This is a genomic window from Planktothrix prolifica NIVA-CYA 540 (assembly GCF_963864145.1).
GTDB classification, from domain to species: domain Bacteria; phylum Cyanobacteriota; class Cyanobacteriia; order Cyanobacteriales; family Microcoleaceae; genus Planktothrix; species Planktothrix agardhii.
In genome coordinates, this window is record NZ_CAWLTW010000001.1 from 3,988,094 (window position 1) to 4,003,352 (window position 15,259).

Here is a 15,259-nt window from a genome sequence, read left to right on the forward strand (position 1 = left end):
TATTGAGTGTAGGTAAAATTGGCTTAATTTTTATCTATCTTAAGTATGATTATTTGATCAAATCACCAAAATTGAATTTCTGTTAATCTAATCTAAACTAAATTTTTTTTACAATGTCAAGACCTACTGTATATTTAGCAATTACCAATCATGGATTTGGTCATGCGGTTAGAACCTCTGCGGTTGCCAATGAAATCCAAAGGCGTTGTCCTGATGTTTTATTAATTCTCGTCACAACAGCCCCCCGATGGTTATTAGAATCTTATTTGGAGGGAGATTTTATTATCCGTCCTCGCGGTTTTGATGTGGGGGTGGTACAGTCCGATAGTTTGACGATGGATACAGCAGCAACCCGGGAACAATGGCAACAAATCCGTCAACAGCAACGGGCGATTATTGCCGGGGAAGTGAATTTTATTAAACAAAATAAAGTTGATTTAATTTTAGCTGATATTTCTCCCCTGGCTACGGAAATTGCTAAGGCTGCGGGGGTTCCCTGTTGGATGATGGGTAATTTTGGTTGGGATTTTATCTATCGAGATTGGGGGGAAGATTTTATCGAGTTAGCAGATTGGATTTCCGGTTGTTTTAGTCAATGCGATCGCCTATTTCGGTTTCCTCTCCATGAACCGATGACGGCTTTTCCCCATCAAATTGATGTAGGTTTAACCGGGGGAAATCCTCGGTTTGATTTAGACTATCTGAGAAAAACATTAGGGATTAAAACCCCACCGGAAAAAACCATATTATTAACTTTTGGTGGTTTGGGATTATCGGCAATTCCCTATCATAATATTGAACGGTTATCGGATTATACCTTTATTACCTTTGATCAACATTTACCCCCCTTTCCGAATTTAATTCAAGTCAGTAATTCTCTGAAATTACCCGATCACAATTCCCATCTATTCCATCTGCGTCCGGTGGATTTAATGCCCCTATGTAGGCAGGTAATTTCTAAACCCGGTTATAGTACCTTTGCGGAGGCATTACGGTTAGATATTCCGGTTGTTTCTTTAACCCGAGAGGGATTTGCAGAAGCTCCAGTTTTATTAGAATGGTTAGAAAATTATGGGACACATCAGATTATTCCGGCGACGGAATTTTTTGAACAGGATTGGAATTTTCTACACCAACCTTTAATTAAACCCCGTTTATCTGAAACCTTAGATAAAAATGGGAATGAAGCGATCGCTCAAGGGGTGATTGACTATCTTATGGGTTAACTTTACTATTTAAGGATAATTAAGCCCTGAAGGGCATACTACGGGTGAAATTATGGCGCATTATCAAGAAATTTTGGAAATACAAACCAGTGGAAAATCCTTTTCTACAATTACGGCTTATGTACAGGAAGTGGTTAATAATTCTGGGATAAAAATCGGAATTTGCCATCTATTTTTACGTCATACTTCCGCCAGTTTAATTATCCAAGAAAACGCTGATCCTGATGTTTTGAGGGATTTAGAGAACTTTTTATCTAAGTTGGTTCCCGAAGGCAATTATTATATTCATGATGCCGAAGGGCCAGATGATATGCCCGCCCATATTCGCACAGTTCTGACCCATACTTCTGAACAAATTCCGATTTCCCAGGGAAGGTTACTATTAGGAACCTGGCAAGGAATCTATCTCTGGGAACATCGACGTCATCGTCAAACACGGGAATTAGTCGTACATATTACGGGAGACTAAAACCGATTTTAGGGGGATTCGGTCGGTATGGAAATGGACTCTAAATAGTGCAGAAAATCCAATAATTCATTATCAGTTAAATGCTGGCGAGACCGTTTCCCATAGGTTTTGAGTAAATGGGCGCGACCTTGTTCCTGAGTCCATTGTAGCCGCTTTAATTCAATATCCGTTTTAGCAATATCCGAGGAAAAATCCGTTGTTTCTAAAGAACGACCAGAACCCGCCGAGGCTTGGCTAAATTCGGGTTCATCGGGATAGGTGGGGACAACTTCGGGATTTGCAGGAACCGGAGGTAAGGAAGCACTACGTCCTTTAGAACCCTTAGCAGAGGACGATTTGCTCTCCGTATCCTTGTCCGGGGTCTTGTCGGTTTTGGGCTGAATATAGGTAGCTGATAACCAATCATCGGAGGTGAGAGACGCGGAGGGAATTCCCTCAGAATCTTGATTGGGGATAGAAGATGGGGCGAGGGGGGGTGGACTCTCAAGGTTAGGAGAGGCTGTGGGAACTGAAACAGGCGTCACAACCTCCGGTTTGAGTTCCATGGGTGTCGGTTTTAAAGGTTCCCTGGGGGTAGAAGCTTGGGGTCGGGTGGTATCAATATCTAGGGATTGAATCGCCCGTTTTTTGGCTTGATCCTCTGCTAACTCAACGGTATCGGCGGCGGCTAATCCCGTGGTTAGGATCACCCCGTTGATTTCGACCACCGCCCGTACCACATATTTTCCTAGGTAAATGGTGAGTAACTCAGAAATTAAACTTGCCGTCGGATAACGCGATCGCAATTGAGCCAACATAATAAATAATTCCTAAACAAACTACGATATACTTAAAGATTAGTCATTCACAAAGCTAAACGTCACAAATTCTATACCCTATCTCACAAGCACCAAGGGAATCAACATTAGGTGCTATTTCATAAGCTCGAAGTTAGCATTGCCCAAGGGAATAGATACTAGGGTCTCCTCTGTTTAGCCTGTAGCCTCTATATCTAACGGACGGCTTTTGTGCATCCTTGATTGTAACACTGTCCCTATGGGGTTGGTACAATCAGCCCGTGAGAAGTTCCCCCCCAGGTGTTTTAAAGATGGGGTTTTGGGGATTGGGTGTTGGGTGTCCGATGTGTGGAAAGCACCAAATCACTTCTTTGCTCAATCTTCACCCGTTTAACACCCAATATCCTATCCCTAACACCCAAAACCTGATTCTGACAAAAAGAGGATTAATCGCTACATGGAATTTTCAATCGCTACACTATTAGCCTATTTTTCCGATGATAAATTAGTCACCCCCAAGGCTTTAGAGAAAAAACTCGCCCCCGACGAGGAAAGTCTCCGAAGGTTTCAGATTGCTTTGGATGCTTTGGAAAGAATTGGAATTCTGGAAAAAGATAAAGGTCGCTATCGTCGGGTTCCCGAAGAAGGAATTGTCGAAGCCAAACTCCGATGTTCCAGTAAAGGCTTCTGTTTTGCCATTCAAGATGCTGAAGGAGCCGAAGATGTTTATATTCGGGAAAGTCATCTAAGTACCGCTTGGAATGGCGATCGGGTTCTGGTTAGAATCATTAAAGAAGGCAGTCGTCGCCGTTCTCCCGAAGGGGAAGTTTATGTGATTTTAGAACGGGCGAATCCTTCGGTTTTAGCCAGAATTAAACAATCCAAAACCGGATATCGGGCGGTTCCTTTAGATGATCGGTTGTTATTTGAATTAGACCTAATTAATGATCCGTCGGAACTGTCCGGGGCTGTGGATCATTTGGTTCATGTAGAAGTCCTGCGTTATCCCATTGGTGTTCATCGTCCCCTAGGTCACGTTGTCCAAATTCTCGGTTCCGATGCCGAAGATGCCGATGATTTGGATATTGTTTGTTGTAAACACGATTTACCCCGCAAATGGCCCGCCGGAGTCCTACGGGAAGCGGAGGCGATTGACCGTAACCCGAAAAAAAGTGACTTAAAAAATCGGGTTGATATTCGCAATGTTTTAACGATTAGTTTTCAACCGGATTTAGGCAATCCTGAATTTTCGGTTTTCAAGGATTCAGAACGACCGAACCATCCACCCTGTATCGATCATGCCTTTAGTATTGAACAAACAAAATCCGATCATTGGCAATTAGGGATTCATTTAGCTGATGCTGCCCATTATATTCTTCCCGATAGTGATCTTGACCGAGAAGCCCGCAAACGGGGAACGGCGATTCATTTAGCGGATAAATTAATTCCGATTTATCCCGAAACCATTTCTGGTGATCGCTTGGCTCTAGTTCCCGACGAGGAACGATTGGCCATCTCAATTATGATCACCCTCGATATGGCGGGACGGGTAACGGAATACGAGATCCAACCCAGTGTGATCCGGGTTGATCATCAACTCGGCTTTGAACAAACCCAGACCATTCTCGATGGTGAACCCTCGCCTTTTGCGAATGTCCTAGAAAATTTCTTGGAACTAAGTCGGGCGGTACGCCAAATTCGCTTAGAACGGGGAAGTTTTGAACTAAATTTACCCGATAGTCATTGTCATTTTAATGATGAAGGGGAACTTGGGCCAATTGTTCTCTCATCTTTATCTCCCGCCCGGGCGATGGTTTCTGAATTGGTGGTTTTGGCGAATCAAATTGTCGGGAGTCATTTACATACTTTGGGTGTTCCGGCGATTTACCGCGTCCAACCACCTCCAGAAGCGTCTGATGTCTCGGAGTTAGCGAAATTAGCAACCCATTTGGGGACGGAATTATTTTTGGATGAGGATGAAGAAGTAGAACCCAGTACCTTCCAACAATTTACGGAGGAATTGGCAAATAGTCGGGCGGAAAGGGTTTTGAGTTATTTATTAGAGGAAACTCTCAAACCTGCGGTTTATAGCACCACTGCTAAACTTCATTTTGGTTTGGCCCTTCCCTGTTATACCCATTGCACTTCCCCTCTGTCTCGCTATTGCGATTTACAGATTTTGCGGGTACTCAAAAGCGTGTTTGAGGAAGGACGCGATCGCCGTTCCACCCGGGCTAAGGAGGGTGTGGATTTGGGCCATTCTTCCTGTCATGGGAAAATTACCTGGAATGTTCTCCCCCCGGAAATTCACCATGAATTAGAAAGTCAGTTTAACCAGTTAGTGATTCATTTGAGTGAACGGGAAAGCGTGGCTGTGGATGCGGAGGAGGACTTAGAAGGACTCAAGAAAACCGGGTTCATGAAGGAACGCACGGGTCAAAACTTCATTGGCTTAATTACCGGGGTTCAGTCCTATGGATTCTTTGTGGAAATTGAGGTGAAGTCCCCCGGCGGTAAGGTTTTACGGGTGGAAGGACTGGTTCATGTTTCCTCCCTCAAGGATGACTGGTATGAATACCGTTCTCGTCAACAAACCTTAGTCGGTCGCAAAAATCGCAACCAATACCGTCTTGGGGATAATGTCGAAGTCCAGGTAAAAAGTGTAGACTACTATCGTCAACAAATTGATTTAGTCGCAGTCGGTGGTGGTAGTGAGGCCTCAGAGGATAACGACGAACCCTATTTTTCCTAAATCTTAACGCGGATTTAAGAGGATTTCACGGATTTTAATCTGTGTTAATCTGCGTCATCCTCTTAAATTCGTAATTCATAATTCGTAATTAGTAAAATGTCTATTACACAATTAATTAGTTTACTGATTCTGGTGGGGGGTTTGGCGATCTTTACGATCCAAAATCTATCCCCCTCTTTACCTTTGATTTTTTTAGGAAATCAATTGCCAACTTTACCTATTTCTGTTTGGATTTTAATTGCGATCGCTGCGGGAATATTAACCTATTTAATCATTCATAATTTATTTCAAATTAATCATCAGAAGGTTAAACCGTTTTCTCCCTCTAAAACATCCCCTGAAACCGTTGCTAAACCGCCCCTAGACCCTGTTAATCAGTCTTCTTGGGGTTATACTCCCGAACCCGTCGAACCCACTCCAGAAGCGGTTTATACGGCCCATAGTTCCGTGAGTCCTTCTGAACCTGAACCCCGTCGGAGTCGTTTTGCGGATGATGATGATTGGGAAACAGAAGTAAAACCTTTTGACCCTGCTTGGGAGCGAGAAGGGAGAGAAACCCCAGAAAAATCACCCCAAACCGCAACGGATTCGGATTCATCCTATGCCTATTCCTACGAAGATCGAGATTCTAGTAGTACCGGAGTCGGGAAAGTTGAAACGGTGTATGATGCTGATTATCGAATTATTACCCCGCCTCCTAAAACGAAAATTCAAGATGATATTAAACCTCAAAGTCATAATAATTATGATCAAGAAGATTGGGGATTAGAAGATGAGGAGGATCAACCCAATCTTCCCTAAAATTCAGATTTGTTGTTAAAAAATTTAAACTATAAAATGATATAATTGATAGCTAATTTCTCAGGAGATCTAATAATTTTGCAAGAACGATTAAAAGGCATCAATATTTATTTAATTGGGATGATGGGTTCAGGGAAAAGTACCATTGGCGGATTATTAGCCAAACAGTTAGGGTATAGATTCATAGATACCGATGACATAATTAGTAAAACAACTAATCAGTCTATTACTGATATATTTGCCACGGAAGGCGAAGATGTTTTTAGAGATTTAGAATCTCAAGTTTTATCGGAAATTTGTGCCTATAAAAAATTTGTGGTGGCGACAGGAGGAGGAATTATTCTTAAACAAATGAATTGGAGTTATCTCAGACATGGAATGATTATTTGGCTTAATGTTCCTGTTGAAGAACTCTATGACCGTTTAAAAGAAGATCAAACTCGACCCTTATTACAACATCCCGACCCGTTACAACAATTACAAACTCTATTAGAAAAACGTCAATCTTTGTATGCTCAAGCCGATCTCGAAATTAAAATTAATCCTGGTGGTGTCCCGCAACAGGTTGTTACCCAAATCTTAGAAAAAATTCCCACCATTTTAAAACCTCAATCTTATGGTTTAAATTAATTCGATCCCGATAAACTGATACAGCCAGGACAGAGACGCGCCATGGCACGTCTCTACGGATATAGCTCATTCCCTGTTCCCTGTTCCCTGTTCCCTGTTCCCTATTCCCTATTCCCTGATTTATGAATTATCGCAATCCTGCTCCAACTGTTGATATTATTATTGAATTAAGCGATCGCCCAGCTAGACCGATTGTATTAATTGAACGCAAAAATCCGCCCTTTGGATGGGCAATTCCTGGGGGGTTTGTGGATTATGGAGAATCCGTTGAAACCGCCGCCATTCGGGAAGCAAAAGAAGAAACGGGATTAGATATCGAATTAATTGAACAATTTTATGTATATTCCGATCCGAATCGAGATCCCCGTCAACATACCCTCAGTGTGGTTTTTTTAGCCACAGCAATTGGTGAACCCCAAGCCGCCGATGACGCGAAAGATTTAGAACTTTTTGAACCCTGGAGAATCCCGCAAAACCTCTGTTTTGATCATGATCGGATTCTCAAAGACTATTGGCGTTATCGCCATTACAAAATTAGACCGCAACTGAGTTAATCAGCAACGGTCTAGTGTTGAAGGATGCCAGGAGGGAGACTTGAACTCCCGACACGAGGATTTTCAGTCCTCTGCTCTACCGACTGAGCTATCCCGGCTTGTTTTCACTTTCACTAATCTAGCAAATCTGATCGAGTTTGGCAACCCCCCTGTGGAGAAATTTTTTCTAATCGGAATCGATCGTAGTATTTTATTGGAGGGGTTGAGTCTCCAAACCCTGTGATTAATTGACTTTGGAGATTCGGCCCTCGGGGTTGGGTTCACAAATCTTATTAGAAAGTACAACGATGAAGCACAACAAACCCCCCGCAGAGCTCATTGGGGTTGGCTTAATTTGGCTGCTGGTGGCCGTGAGCGATCGCCTATGGTTTAGGATGGATCGGTCTGTTCCCGCTTGGGATCAGGCGGATTATCTGAATGAGGCGTTAAATTATTGGCAAGTTTGGCAACATCCCCAATGGTTTTCCGGGGACTGGTGGACTCAGATGTGGATGATGTCCCCTAAAATTCCCCCCTTGACCTATTTATTAACAATTCCCTTTCAGAATCTATTAGGAATAGGGCCGGATCAAACTAACGGGGTTCATCTATTATTTAGTGCTATTTTATTTGCTTCAGTTTATGGTTTAGGTACATTATTATTTAATCGTTCTGTGGGATTTTGGGCAACGGCGTTATGTGCAATTTTACCCGGACTTTATCAACATCGGTTACAATTTTTGCTTGATTATCCCTTAACGGCTATGGTGACATTAAGTTTCTATAGCTTGACTTTATGGTGGTTTTCTGATCTTAATAATTCCGATAAAAAACCAACTCATTCTTGGCGGTGGGCTATTCTATTTGGGTTAACTTTTGGGTTAGCTCTTTTGACTAAACAAACGGCTCTTTTTTTCCTATTTACTCCCCTATTATGGGTAACGGTGGGAGTGTTAAAACATCGTCAGTGGAACCGTTTTTTACAATTATTCGTAGCCTTATTATTATCAATAGCGATTATTTTCCCTTGGGCGAAAACTAATTGGTTATTAATGTTAACTTCAGGAAAACGAGCGACCCTTGATTCTGCGATCGCCGAAGGTGATCCGAGTTTAACCAGTTTAGATGCTTGGACATATTATTTTAAATTACTTCCCGCCCATGTTTCTTTCCCTCTATTAATTATTCCGATTATTGGTTTTTTATTCTATATTATTAAACACTATTCTTTATCTTGGAATCAACAGCACCATCCCTTTCAACATTTCTCAAAGTTAAAATTAAACTGGATATCCTTAAAATGGTTAGCAATATTTTGGTTTGGGGGATATCTCCTCTGTTCCCTAAATCCTAACAAAGATTTCCGCTATAGTTTACCCTTACTTCCGGTTTTAGCAATTGTTTTAGCCTATTTTTTAACCTTATTTCCTCAAGGTTGGGGGCGACAAATTCGGTGGGGAACCTTGGGTTTAGGAATAATATTAATGATGTTTAATTTATGGCCGATTGGTAATTATCCCGTTAGACAGGTAATTAGAACTTTAAACCCAGGAAATGAACATCATGTTTATTTAGGAAATCCTTGGCCCCATGAACAAGTGATTACTGCAATCATTGAAGCACAACCCTATTTAAAAAGCAATTTAGGGGTATTACCTTCAACGCCAGAAATTAATCAACATAATTTAAACTATTATGGTTCCTTACAAGGTTCTCAGGTTCACGGGAGACAGGTGGGAACGAATAAAAAGAATGTTTTACAGGATGTGCGATCAATGTCTTGGTTTGTGACTAAAACCGGACAACAGGGGTCAGTAAATCGGGTTCAGGATGCTCAACAAATGACGATGCAAACCTTAGAAACCAGTCCCGAATTTAAGCTAAATAAACAATGGCTATTACCCGATAATAGTTTTTTAAATTTATATGAAAGAATTATTCCCTTTGTAGAAGTTTTACCTCTAAAAGAGTCGATTCCCAAAATAGAGTTAGAACGGGTTTTAATTCCGACTGAAGCACCCCCCGGACTTCCGGTTCCGGTTAGTTATCAATGGCGAGGATCGTTACAGGATTTGCAGCAGGGAATTGTGATTTTAAATTGGAAGTTAACTCCTCCTAACCCCAAAGGTTTATCATCTTGGATTCATGATCATGGTATAGGAACAGGACAATTATATGGGGATGCACCGGATCAAAGTTATCAAGTCACAGAACGAATGGCGATGTTTCCTCCGGTTGATTTGATTCCGGGAAATTATCAATTAGAAGCCACTTATTTGAACCGAGAAACGGGGGAAAGCTATAAAATTAATACTCCTAATATTACTTTAAAAATTGATCCTAAAGCTCCTCCTATTGTCGCCCCAGAATTGGATTTAGTGACGCAGTTAAGATTATTAATTGTGAATTTACCCGCAGGAATTAAGGGGTTAGATCCGATTTTTGCTCAGGTGGGAAGAATTAATCAATATGATCCGACTCAAGATTATACCATTCAAGCGGAAAAGGCGTTAGAATATCGCTTAAAACAGGAACCTAATAGATTGGATTTTGCTTATAATTTGGCTTTGGCTAATGTTTTACAACAGGATGCTGAAGGTGCGATCGCAGCCTTAAAAACAGTGACTCAACTTGATAGTAAAAACCCCAATGCTCACGCCTATTTAGGATTTGTTTATCTGTATAATTTACAAGCAAAATTAGCAGAACAGGCCTTAAAACCAGCTTTAGAGTTAAACCCCAATCAACCTGAATTTAAGATTTTAACCGGGGTTTCTCAACTGATGCAGGGTAATTTTATTCAAGCTTGGCAGAATTTACAAGTCCTGAATAAAATCAACAATTAGGTAGAGATTGATCAAGAGAAAATTCATTCCTAATCTAATATAGCCCCCCGTTGTTTGAGGTTTAATTTAGCTTCGGGAGAGAGTCCGACAACACCGACAAATTTGGCATTTTCAACAATTGTATCGGTGAGATAAATTCCACTTAAATTAGAACCGCTTAAATCCGCATCACTTAAATTAGCGCGGGTTAAATTTGCTCCAATTAAATTAGTTTCTTTCAAATCTGCATAACGTAAATCCCGTTCTATTCCCCCCTGGGTGACAATTTCTTGAACCAGTCGCCATTTATCACTCAGTTGGGTGGTTTCATCAATTAAGGTTCCACTTAAATTTGCCCCCCTAAGATCGGCCCCTAAAAGGTTAGCACTTGTGAGATCAGCCCCAATTAAATTAACTCCAGTGAGATTAGAATTGGTCAAAATTGCCCTAGTCAAATTCGCATTAATTAATTTAACATTAGTTAGATTAGCCCCGGTTAAATTAGCTCCAATTAGTTTAGTATAAATTAAATTAGCTCCACTTAAATAGGTATTAATTAAATGGGTGCGGTTAAGATAAGCACCAACTAATTTAGCTCCATTCAGATAGGCGCGACTTAGATCAGAACCACTTAAATCAGCGCCACTTAAATTAGCATTAATTAGGTTAACTCCGGTCAAATCGGCTTCGCTTAAATCCGCTTCTTGCAAGTCGGCATTAATCAAATTTGCTCCACTTAAATCGACACTACTTAAATCAACGCCATTGAGTTGAATCCCAATTAAGATGGCACCTCGAAAATCCCTTTCCCCGTGGGCGTATTTTTCTAGTAATTGTTTAATATCCATTGTTTAATGTTCAATCTAATTCGTGTTACCCTGACTCGACAATAAATTTGCTACTGATGAACAAAGATATCGGGGTTAAAATCTATAATTTATTGCGATTCCGACGAGCGGAACGTAATAATTTTACCCGATAAGGATCGGCATCAGTACGCCAGTAGACACGATAACCCCTGATTTGAGCACAATGATCTTCTAAACATTTTAACCAACCCAGGCGCGTTTGAATCAATCCAAAGTTATCGAACAGTCCCCATTTTTCCTCTTGGTCAGAGAGTTTTACCAACTGTTGATGGTGGGGATACTCTGGGGTGACTAAGGTGTGTTTACGATGCAAAATTGGCGGGTTGGGGCCATCATAAGTTTGATAGCTAACATGAAGATCCCGCAGGTCAATTTGCATACAGTTACTCAAGGTCGGATGGGTTTCGAGATCAAAATCGGCGGAAAATAAATAGGAAATTTTGGGAGTTTTGATATGAAACTTAATTAAGTTTGCCCCTTCAGGACGACCCAGGGTTTGACTAGCACATCCTTCATATAGTCGCAGTAATGGAGATAGTTTTTCCAGTGCGCAAATATGAATCCAGAGGGAATTGGCTCGTTTTTGACCTACTTCACTGTTTTGGCAATGATTGGCAATAATTTTAGGATCACCCAGAGTATATAACATTAAATCTGCTAAATCACAAGATTTTCTATAACTACCGAATAAACCTTTTATATCATTTTTCATTGCTTCTGAAAGTTGAAACAGTTTCGGACGACGACTAAATCGACTTAAGGCAATATAAACCAGTAAATCTTGACGGCGTTTATGGGCGATTACGTCCCATTCTTCGGGATTTGTGACTTGTAAAATAATTTGAAAGGCTCGTTTCAAACTGCCAAATTCCTGTTGAAGTTGTTCGGCTTCTGGAAGTTCGGTTTCTATGGGTAAACGACCGCGATCGCTGATAAATTTAATTAAAGGTTGGAGTAATTCTTGATAATCTTCAAACCGTTTTAAGTTTAAACGAATTCGGGGAGAAGTTAACCGAGATCGGAAGCGAGAAGCTCGAAATTTTTCGGCTTCGCTCTCATCTCTAAATACAATATAAACCCCTAAATCCAAGGGAATTGCATCAACAGTTAAGGCTTGATCAATATAAACTTTAAGTTCTTCTTGTTGATAATATTTTTGAAAGGTATTGCGACTGGTAATCACCCCATCCCCATACACCATGATCCCTTTTTCTTGAGCATCCACTAATACTTGGGCTGCAACAATTAAAACTTTTTGAGCTAAATTCCATGCTTGAATTAAGGCTTCCCGTCGTTCATTTTGACATTCAATTACATTAATTACATATCCCAAATTCACAATATCCGATTCTATTTGGGGAGTCTGGGGAGAATAATAAGGGTCCCATCCGCTCCCTTTATACCCCTGTTCTGTTAATCGTTGAATATCTCCCCCATATCCACAACCATAATCAAAAAAAGTGCTATGTTCTTGAAATACTTCCGCTTCCAGGGCTAAACGCACCGGACGGGATAAATTTTTACGGGGAATAGCGGCACGATGGCGTTCAATTTTGGGTGAAAAATGTAAGGCATTTTCGGAATTAAATTCGGTTAAATTATTAGTTATTTCTGAAAGTTTCATCACCCGATGATCATGGATTTCTACCCCATGTTTATGTAAGTGTTGTTGCCAACCTTTACGAGTTCCAATGGTTCGATATAAACGGGTTTCTAGGTGAACAAATTCTTGAAGTGATGAAAGTTTAGGTATTTCTAATAATCCTAATCGTTCTTCGGTTTTGGTTAGTTGTTTAAACGTTTGGTAATTGGGATAATTGGCAGTTACAAAGGTTTCTTTTCGATGTAAAATTGGAGGATTATCACTATTAGAATAATCCATAATATTTACCTGTCCGGTTTTAACATTTACTTGAAAACTAGCTGTTAAGGCAGGATGGGGATCTTGATCAAAATCAGGATAAAACAAATAAGAAATTAATGATTGATTGGTATGAAATTTAATCAGAGTAAATGGTTTGAATGAAGGTAAATAAAAGCGACTTAATTGTTCGTATATTCTTAATACAATATTTAACTCAGGTAAAGCTGAACGATGAATATATAAAGCGTTGGGTAGTTTTTTTCCTAGAGAACTTTGTTGACAATATTGAGTAATAATATTCAGATTTTCAACAGTTATTAATAATTGATTGATCAAAATACAGGTCTGTTGATAACTGCCAAAATAGTTGCAAATTTCCCGTTGAAATTCGGTCGTAAAATCATCAAAAGCTTTCAGACGGGGGGGAACTTGTCTTTGTAGAGCTTGTATAGCCAAAAACATCAGCAAATCATTCCCAACAGCAACATCACGGTTAGGAGAATTCAGTTGAGTTAAAACCTCAGAGGTGGTAAGGGATTCCCCAGAGTAACTCTGGGGAGGAAAAACAAGATGATGACTACTACTCATTCATCTGACCCCCATGAAAACGCGGCAGTTTGTTCTGATTTTAAGGCAAGAAACCGGAATTAACAATTAAGAATAATGAAGTTTAACCTAAGAATTTCTTAACTATGGCTAACGAATCTCTATTTCCGTCTAAATCTCCATATCTGACAATCCCAACCCAACAAAATTCAATCATCCAACGTCGTCGGACTCATAAAGGGGTGATTTTATTATTGTTAATTGGGTGTTTTTTTGGAGGTTTAGGAATTAAACTGATACAGTTACAATTAATCGAGGGAGAATATAATCGTATTCGGGCGGAAAATAACCGTTTACGTCTGATTCCTGTCCCGGCTAAACGGGGTCAAATTTTAGACCGAAAAGGGGATTTATTAGCGGGAAGTCAACTCTCGCGTTCCGTATATTTATGGCCCCAAGAACAGTCTCCTGAACAATGGAAAATCACGGCGGAACAACTCCATACTATTTTAAATCTTCCCGCTTCTGAGATTCTGCAAAAATTAGAAAAAACTGGATATAGATCTCGAATTCCAGTCAGAGTGAGTCCGAATCTTTCTGCTGAAATGTTTATTGGTTTAGCAGAAAAAGTGGAAAATTTACATGGTGTTGAAGTGCGGGGAGAATCTCGGCGTCATTATCCTAATGGAAAATTAGCGGCTCATATTTTAGGTTATATTGGAGAGGCAACACCGGAAGAATTAAAAGCAAATCCTAATTATCCGATGGGAATGATGGTCGGAAAAATGGGAGTTGAAAAATTAGTAAATTCCCAAATCAAAGGTATTTGGGGGAATAGATTAATTGAAGTCGATGCCAAAGGTCAGGAAATTCAAGAGTTAGGGTTGCAATCTCCTAAACCGGGTCAATCGGTGCAGTTAACCATAGATTTAGAATTACAAAAAACCGCCGAAAAATCCTTAGCAAATCGTCGGGGAGCGGTGGTGGTTTTAGATGTTAAAACCGGAGCTATTTTAGCATTAGCTAGTGGCCCAACTTTTGATCCTAATTTATTTATAAATCAGGTAACAAATCAGGACTGGAAAAAGCTACAAAGTGCGGAACAACCGTTATTAAATCGAGCTTTACAGGGATATCCTCCGGGTAGTACCTTTAAGATTGTCACCACCACGGCGGGAATTGAATCGGGGAATTTTTCCATTACTTCTAAAATCCCTACTGCTACATCAATTAAATTTGGGGGAATTTCTTTTAATGAACATGGAAAAGGTTATGGTATAATTGGATTTAAAGAAGCTTTAGCTTTTAGTAGTAATACCTTTTTCTATCAGGTTGGGGTGAAAACGGGGCCAGAAAATATTGCTAAATGGGGTAAAGAATTAGGAATTGCTGGGACAATTAATTTGGATTTATTGGGGTTAGATGGCGCAAATCCCGGGCAAATTCCTACTCCTAAAGAGAAAGAAAAATTATATGGCGAACCTTGGTATATTGGGGATACGGTGACCATGGCAATTGGTCAAGGTTTAGTCTTAGTCACCCCGTTAGAATTAGCTGTGATGGTTTCTACCGTGGCTAATAGTGGTTGGCGAGTTCAACCCCATTTATTAACATCTCAAACTAATACAATTCAAACAAAACCGATTAAAACTAAGATTTCTGTATCTACTTTAAATCTGATTCAGGCTGGGTTAATTGATGTAGTAAAAAAAGGAACCGGACGGGGTTTAAATGATGGTTCAATTCCTTTAACGGGAGGAAAAACAGGAACGGTGGAAATCCATGGACAGCCTGATAATGCGATGTATGTGGGGTTTGGGCCTGCGAATAAACCAGAAATTGCGATCGCCGTTGTCGTCGAAGCCGGGGGATATGGGGCGGTTTCTGCGGCTCCAATTGCTCAGGATATTTTTAAAACCTATTTTAGCAATAGGAAATAGCCCCCCCAAACCCCCCGTGTACGGGCAG

Annotated in this window: 11 protein-coding genes and 1 tRNA gene; 8 read left to right on the forward strand and 4 right to left on the reverse strand. The window is 40.4% G+C overall.

Features of this window, described 5'->3' with window-relative positions; translation table 11 throughout:
• Positions 1-113 precede the first annotated feature (113 nt).
• The gene (locus AC559H_RS17540) at positions 114-1,226 is read left to right on the forward strand and encodes a hypothetical protein (protein ID WP_026787752.1); all 1,113 of its coding nucleotides are present in this window, start codon (positions 114-116) and stop codon (positions 1,224-1,226) included.
• 52 nt (positions 1,227-1,278) lie between these two features.
• Positions 1,279-1,695 (forward strand): secondary thiamine-phosphate synthase enzyme YjbQ, encoded by a 417-nt coding sequence (locus tag AC559H_RS17545; protein ID WP_026795450.1) that lies wholly within the window; start codon positions 1,279-1,281, stop codon positions 1,693-1,695.
• An 8-nt stretch (positions 1,696-1,703) separates the two neighbouring features.
• On the opposite strand, the gene AC559H_RS17550 is transcribed toward AC559H_RS17545, so the two are convergent.
• Positions 1,704-2,492 (reverse strand): slr1353 family protein, encoded by a 789-nt coding sequence (locus AC559H_RS17550; protein ID WP_051319506.1) that lies wholly within the window; start codon positions 2,490-2,492, stop codon positions 1,704-1,706.
• A 436-nt stretch (positions 2,493-2,928) separates the two neighbouring features.
• On the opposite strand from AC559H_RS17550, the gene AC559H_RS17555 reads away from it, so the two are divergent.
• The 4 genes from AC559H_RS17555 (at position 2,929) to AC559H_RS17570 (ending at position 7,208) form a co-directional block, all read left to right on the forward strand.
• Positions 2,929-5,223: a ribonuclease R family protein gene (locus AC559H_RS17555; protein WP_026795449.1), complete on the forward strand. Its 2,295-nt coding sequence runs from the start codon at positions 2,929-2,931 to the stop codon at positions 5,221-5,223.
• Positions 5,224-5,319: 96 nt separating this feature from the next.
• Complete coding sequence (locus AC559H_RS17560) at positions 5,320-6,024, forward strand: ABC transporter permease (protein WP_026787755.1); 705 nt, start codon at positions 5,320-5,322, stop codon at positions 6,022-6,024.
• Positions 6,025-6,102: 78 nt separating this feature from the next.
• Positions 6,103-6,654, forward strand: coding sequence for a shikimate kinase (locus AC559H_RS17565; RefSeq protein ID WP_233423105.1), 552 nt, complete (start codon positions 6,103-6,105; stop codon positions 6,652-6,654).
• A gap of 122 nt (positions 6,655-6,776) precedes the next feature.
• Positions 6,777-7,208 (forward strand): NUDIX domain-containing protein, encoded by a 432-nt coding sequence (locus AC559H_RS17570; RefSeq protein ID WP_026787757.1) that lies wholly within the window; start codon positions 6,777-6,779, stop codon positions 7,206-7,208.
• A gap of 25 nt (positions 7,209-7,233) precedes the next feature.
• Here AC559H_RS17570 and AC559H_RS17575 read toward each other — a convergent pair.
• A tRNA-Phe gene (locus AC559H_RS17575) sits at positions 7,234-7,306 on the reverse strand.
• A gap of 189 nt (positions 7,307-7,495) precedes the next feature.
• Between AC559H_RS17575 and AC559H_RS17580 the strand changes: the two genes are divergently transcribed.
• Positions 7,496-10,033, forward strand: a complete 2,538-nt coding sequence (locus tag AC559H_RS17580; RefSeq protein WP_026795448.1) for a phospholipid carrier-dependent glycosyltransferase — start codon at positions 7,496-7,498, stop codon at positions 10,031-10,033.
• Positions 10,034-10,062: 29 nt separating this feature from the next.
• Here AC559H_RS17580 and AC559H_RS17585 read toward each other — a convergent pair whose 3' ends face one another.
• Both AC559H_RS17585 and AC559H_RS17590 read right to left on the reverse strand, forming a co-directional pair.
• Complete coding sequence (locus AC559H_RS17585) at positions 10,063-10,860, reverse strand: pentapeptide repeat-containing protein (RefSeq protein ID WP_026787759.1); 798 nt, start codon at positions 10,858-10,860, stop codon at positions 10,063-10,065.
• Positions 10,861-10,942: 82 nt separating this feature from the next.
• On the reverse strand, positions 10,943-13,333 hold the full coding sequence (locus tag AC559H_RS17590) for a DNA phosphorothioation-associated putative methyltransferase (protein ID WP_081694766.1): 2,391 nt from the start codon (positions 13,331-13,333) through the stop codon (positions 10,943-10,945).
• A gap of 104 nt (positions 13,334-13,437) precedes the next feature.
• On the opposite strand from AC559H_RS17590, the gene mrdA reads away from it, so the two are divergent.
• A complete protein-coding gene (mrdA, locus tag AC559H_RS17595) occupies positions 13,438-15,231 on the forward strand; it encodes a penicillin-binding protein 2 (RefSeq protein ID WP_026795447.1) in 1,794 nt (597 codons plus the stop codon).
• Positions 15,232-15,259: the final 28 nt, after the last annotated feature.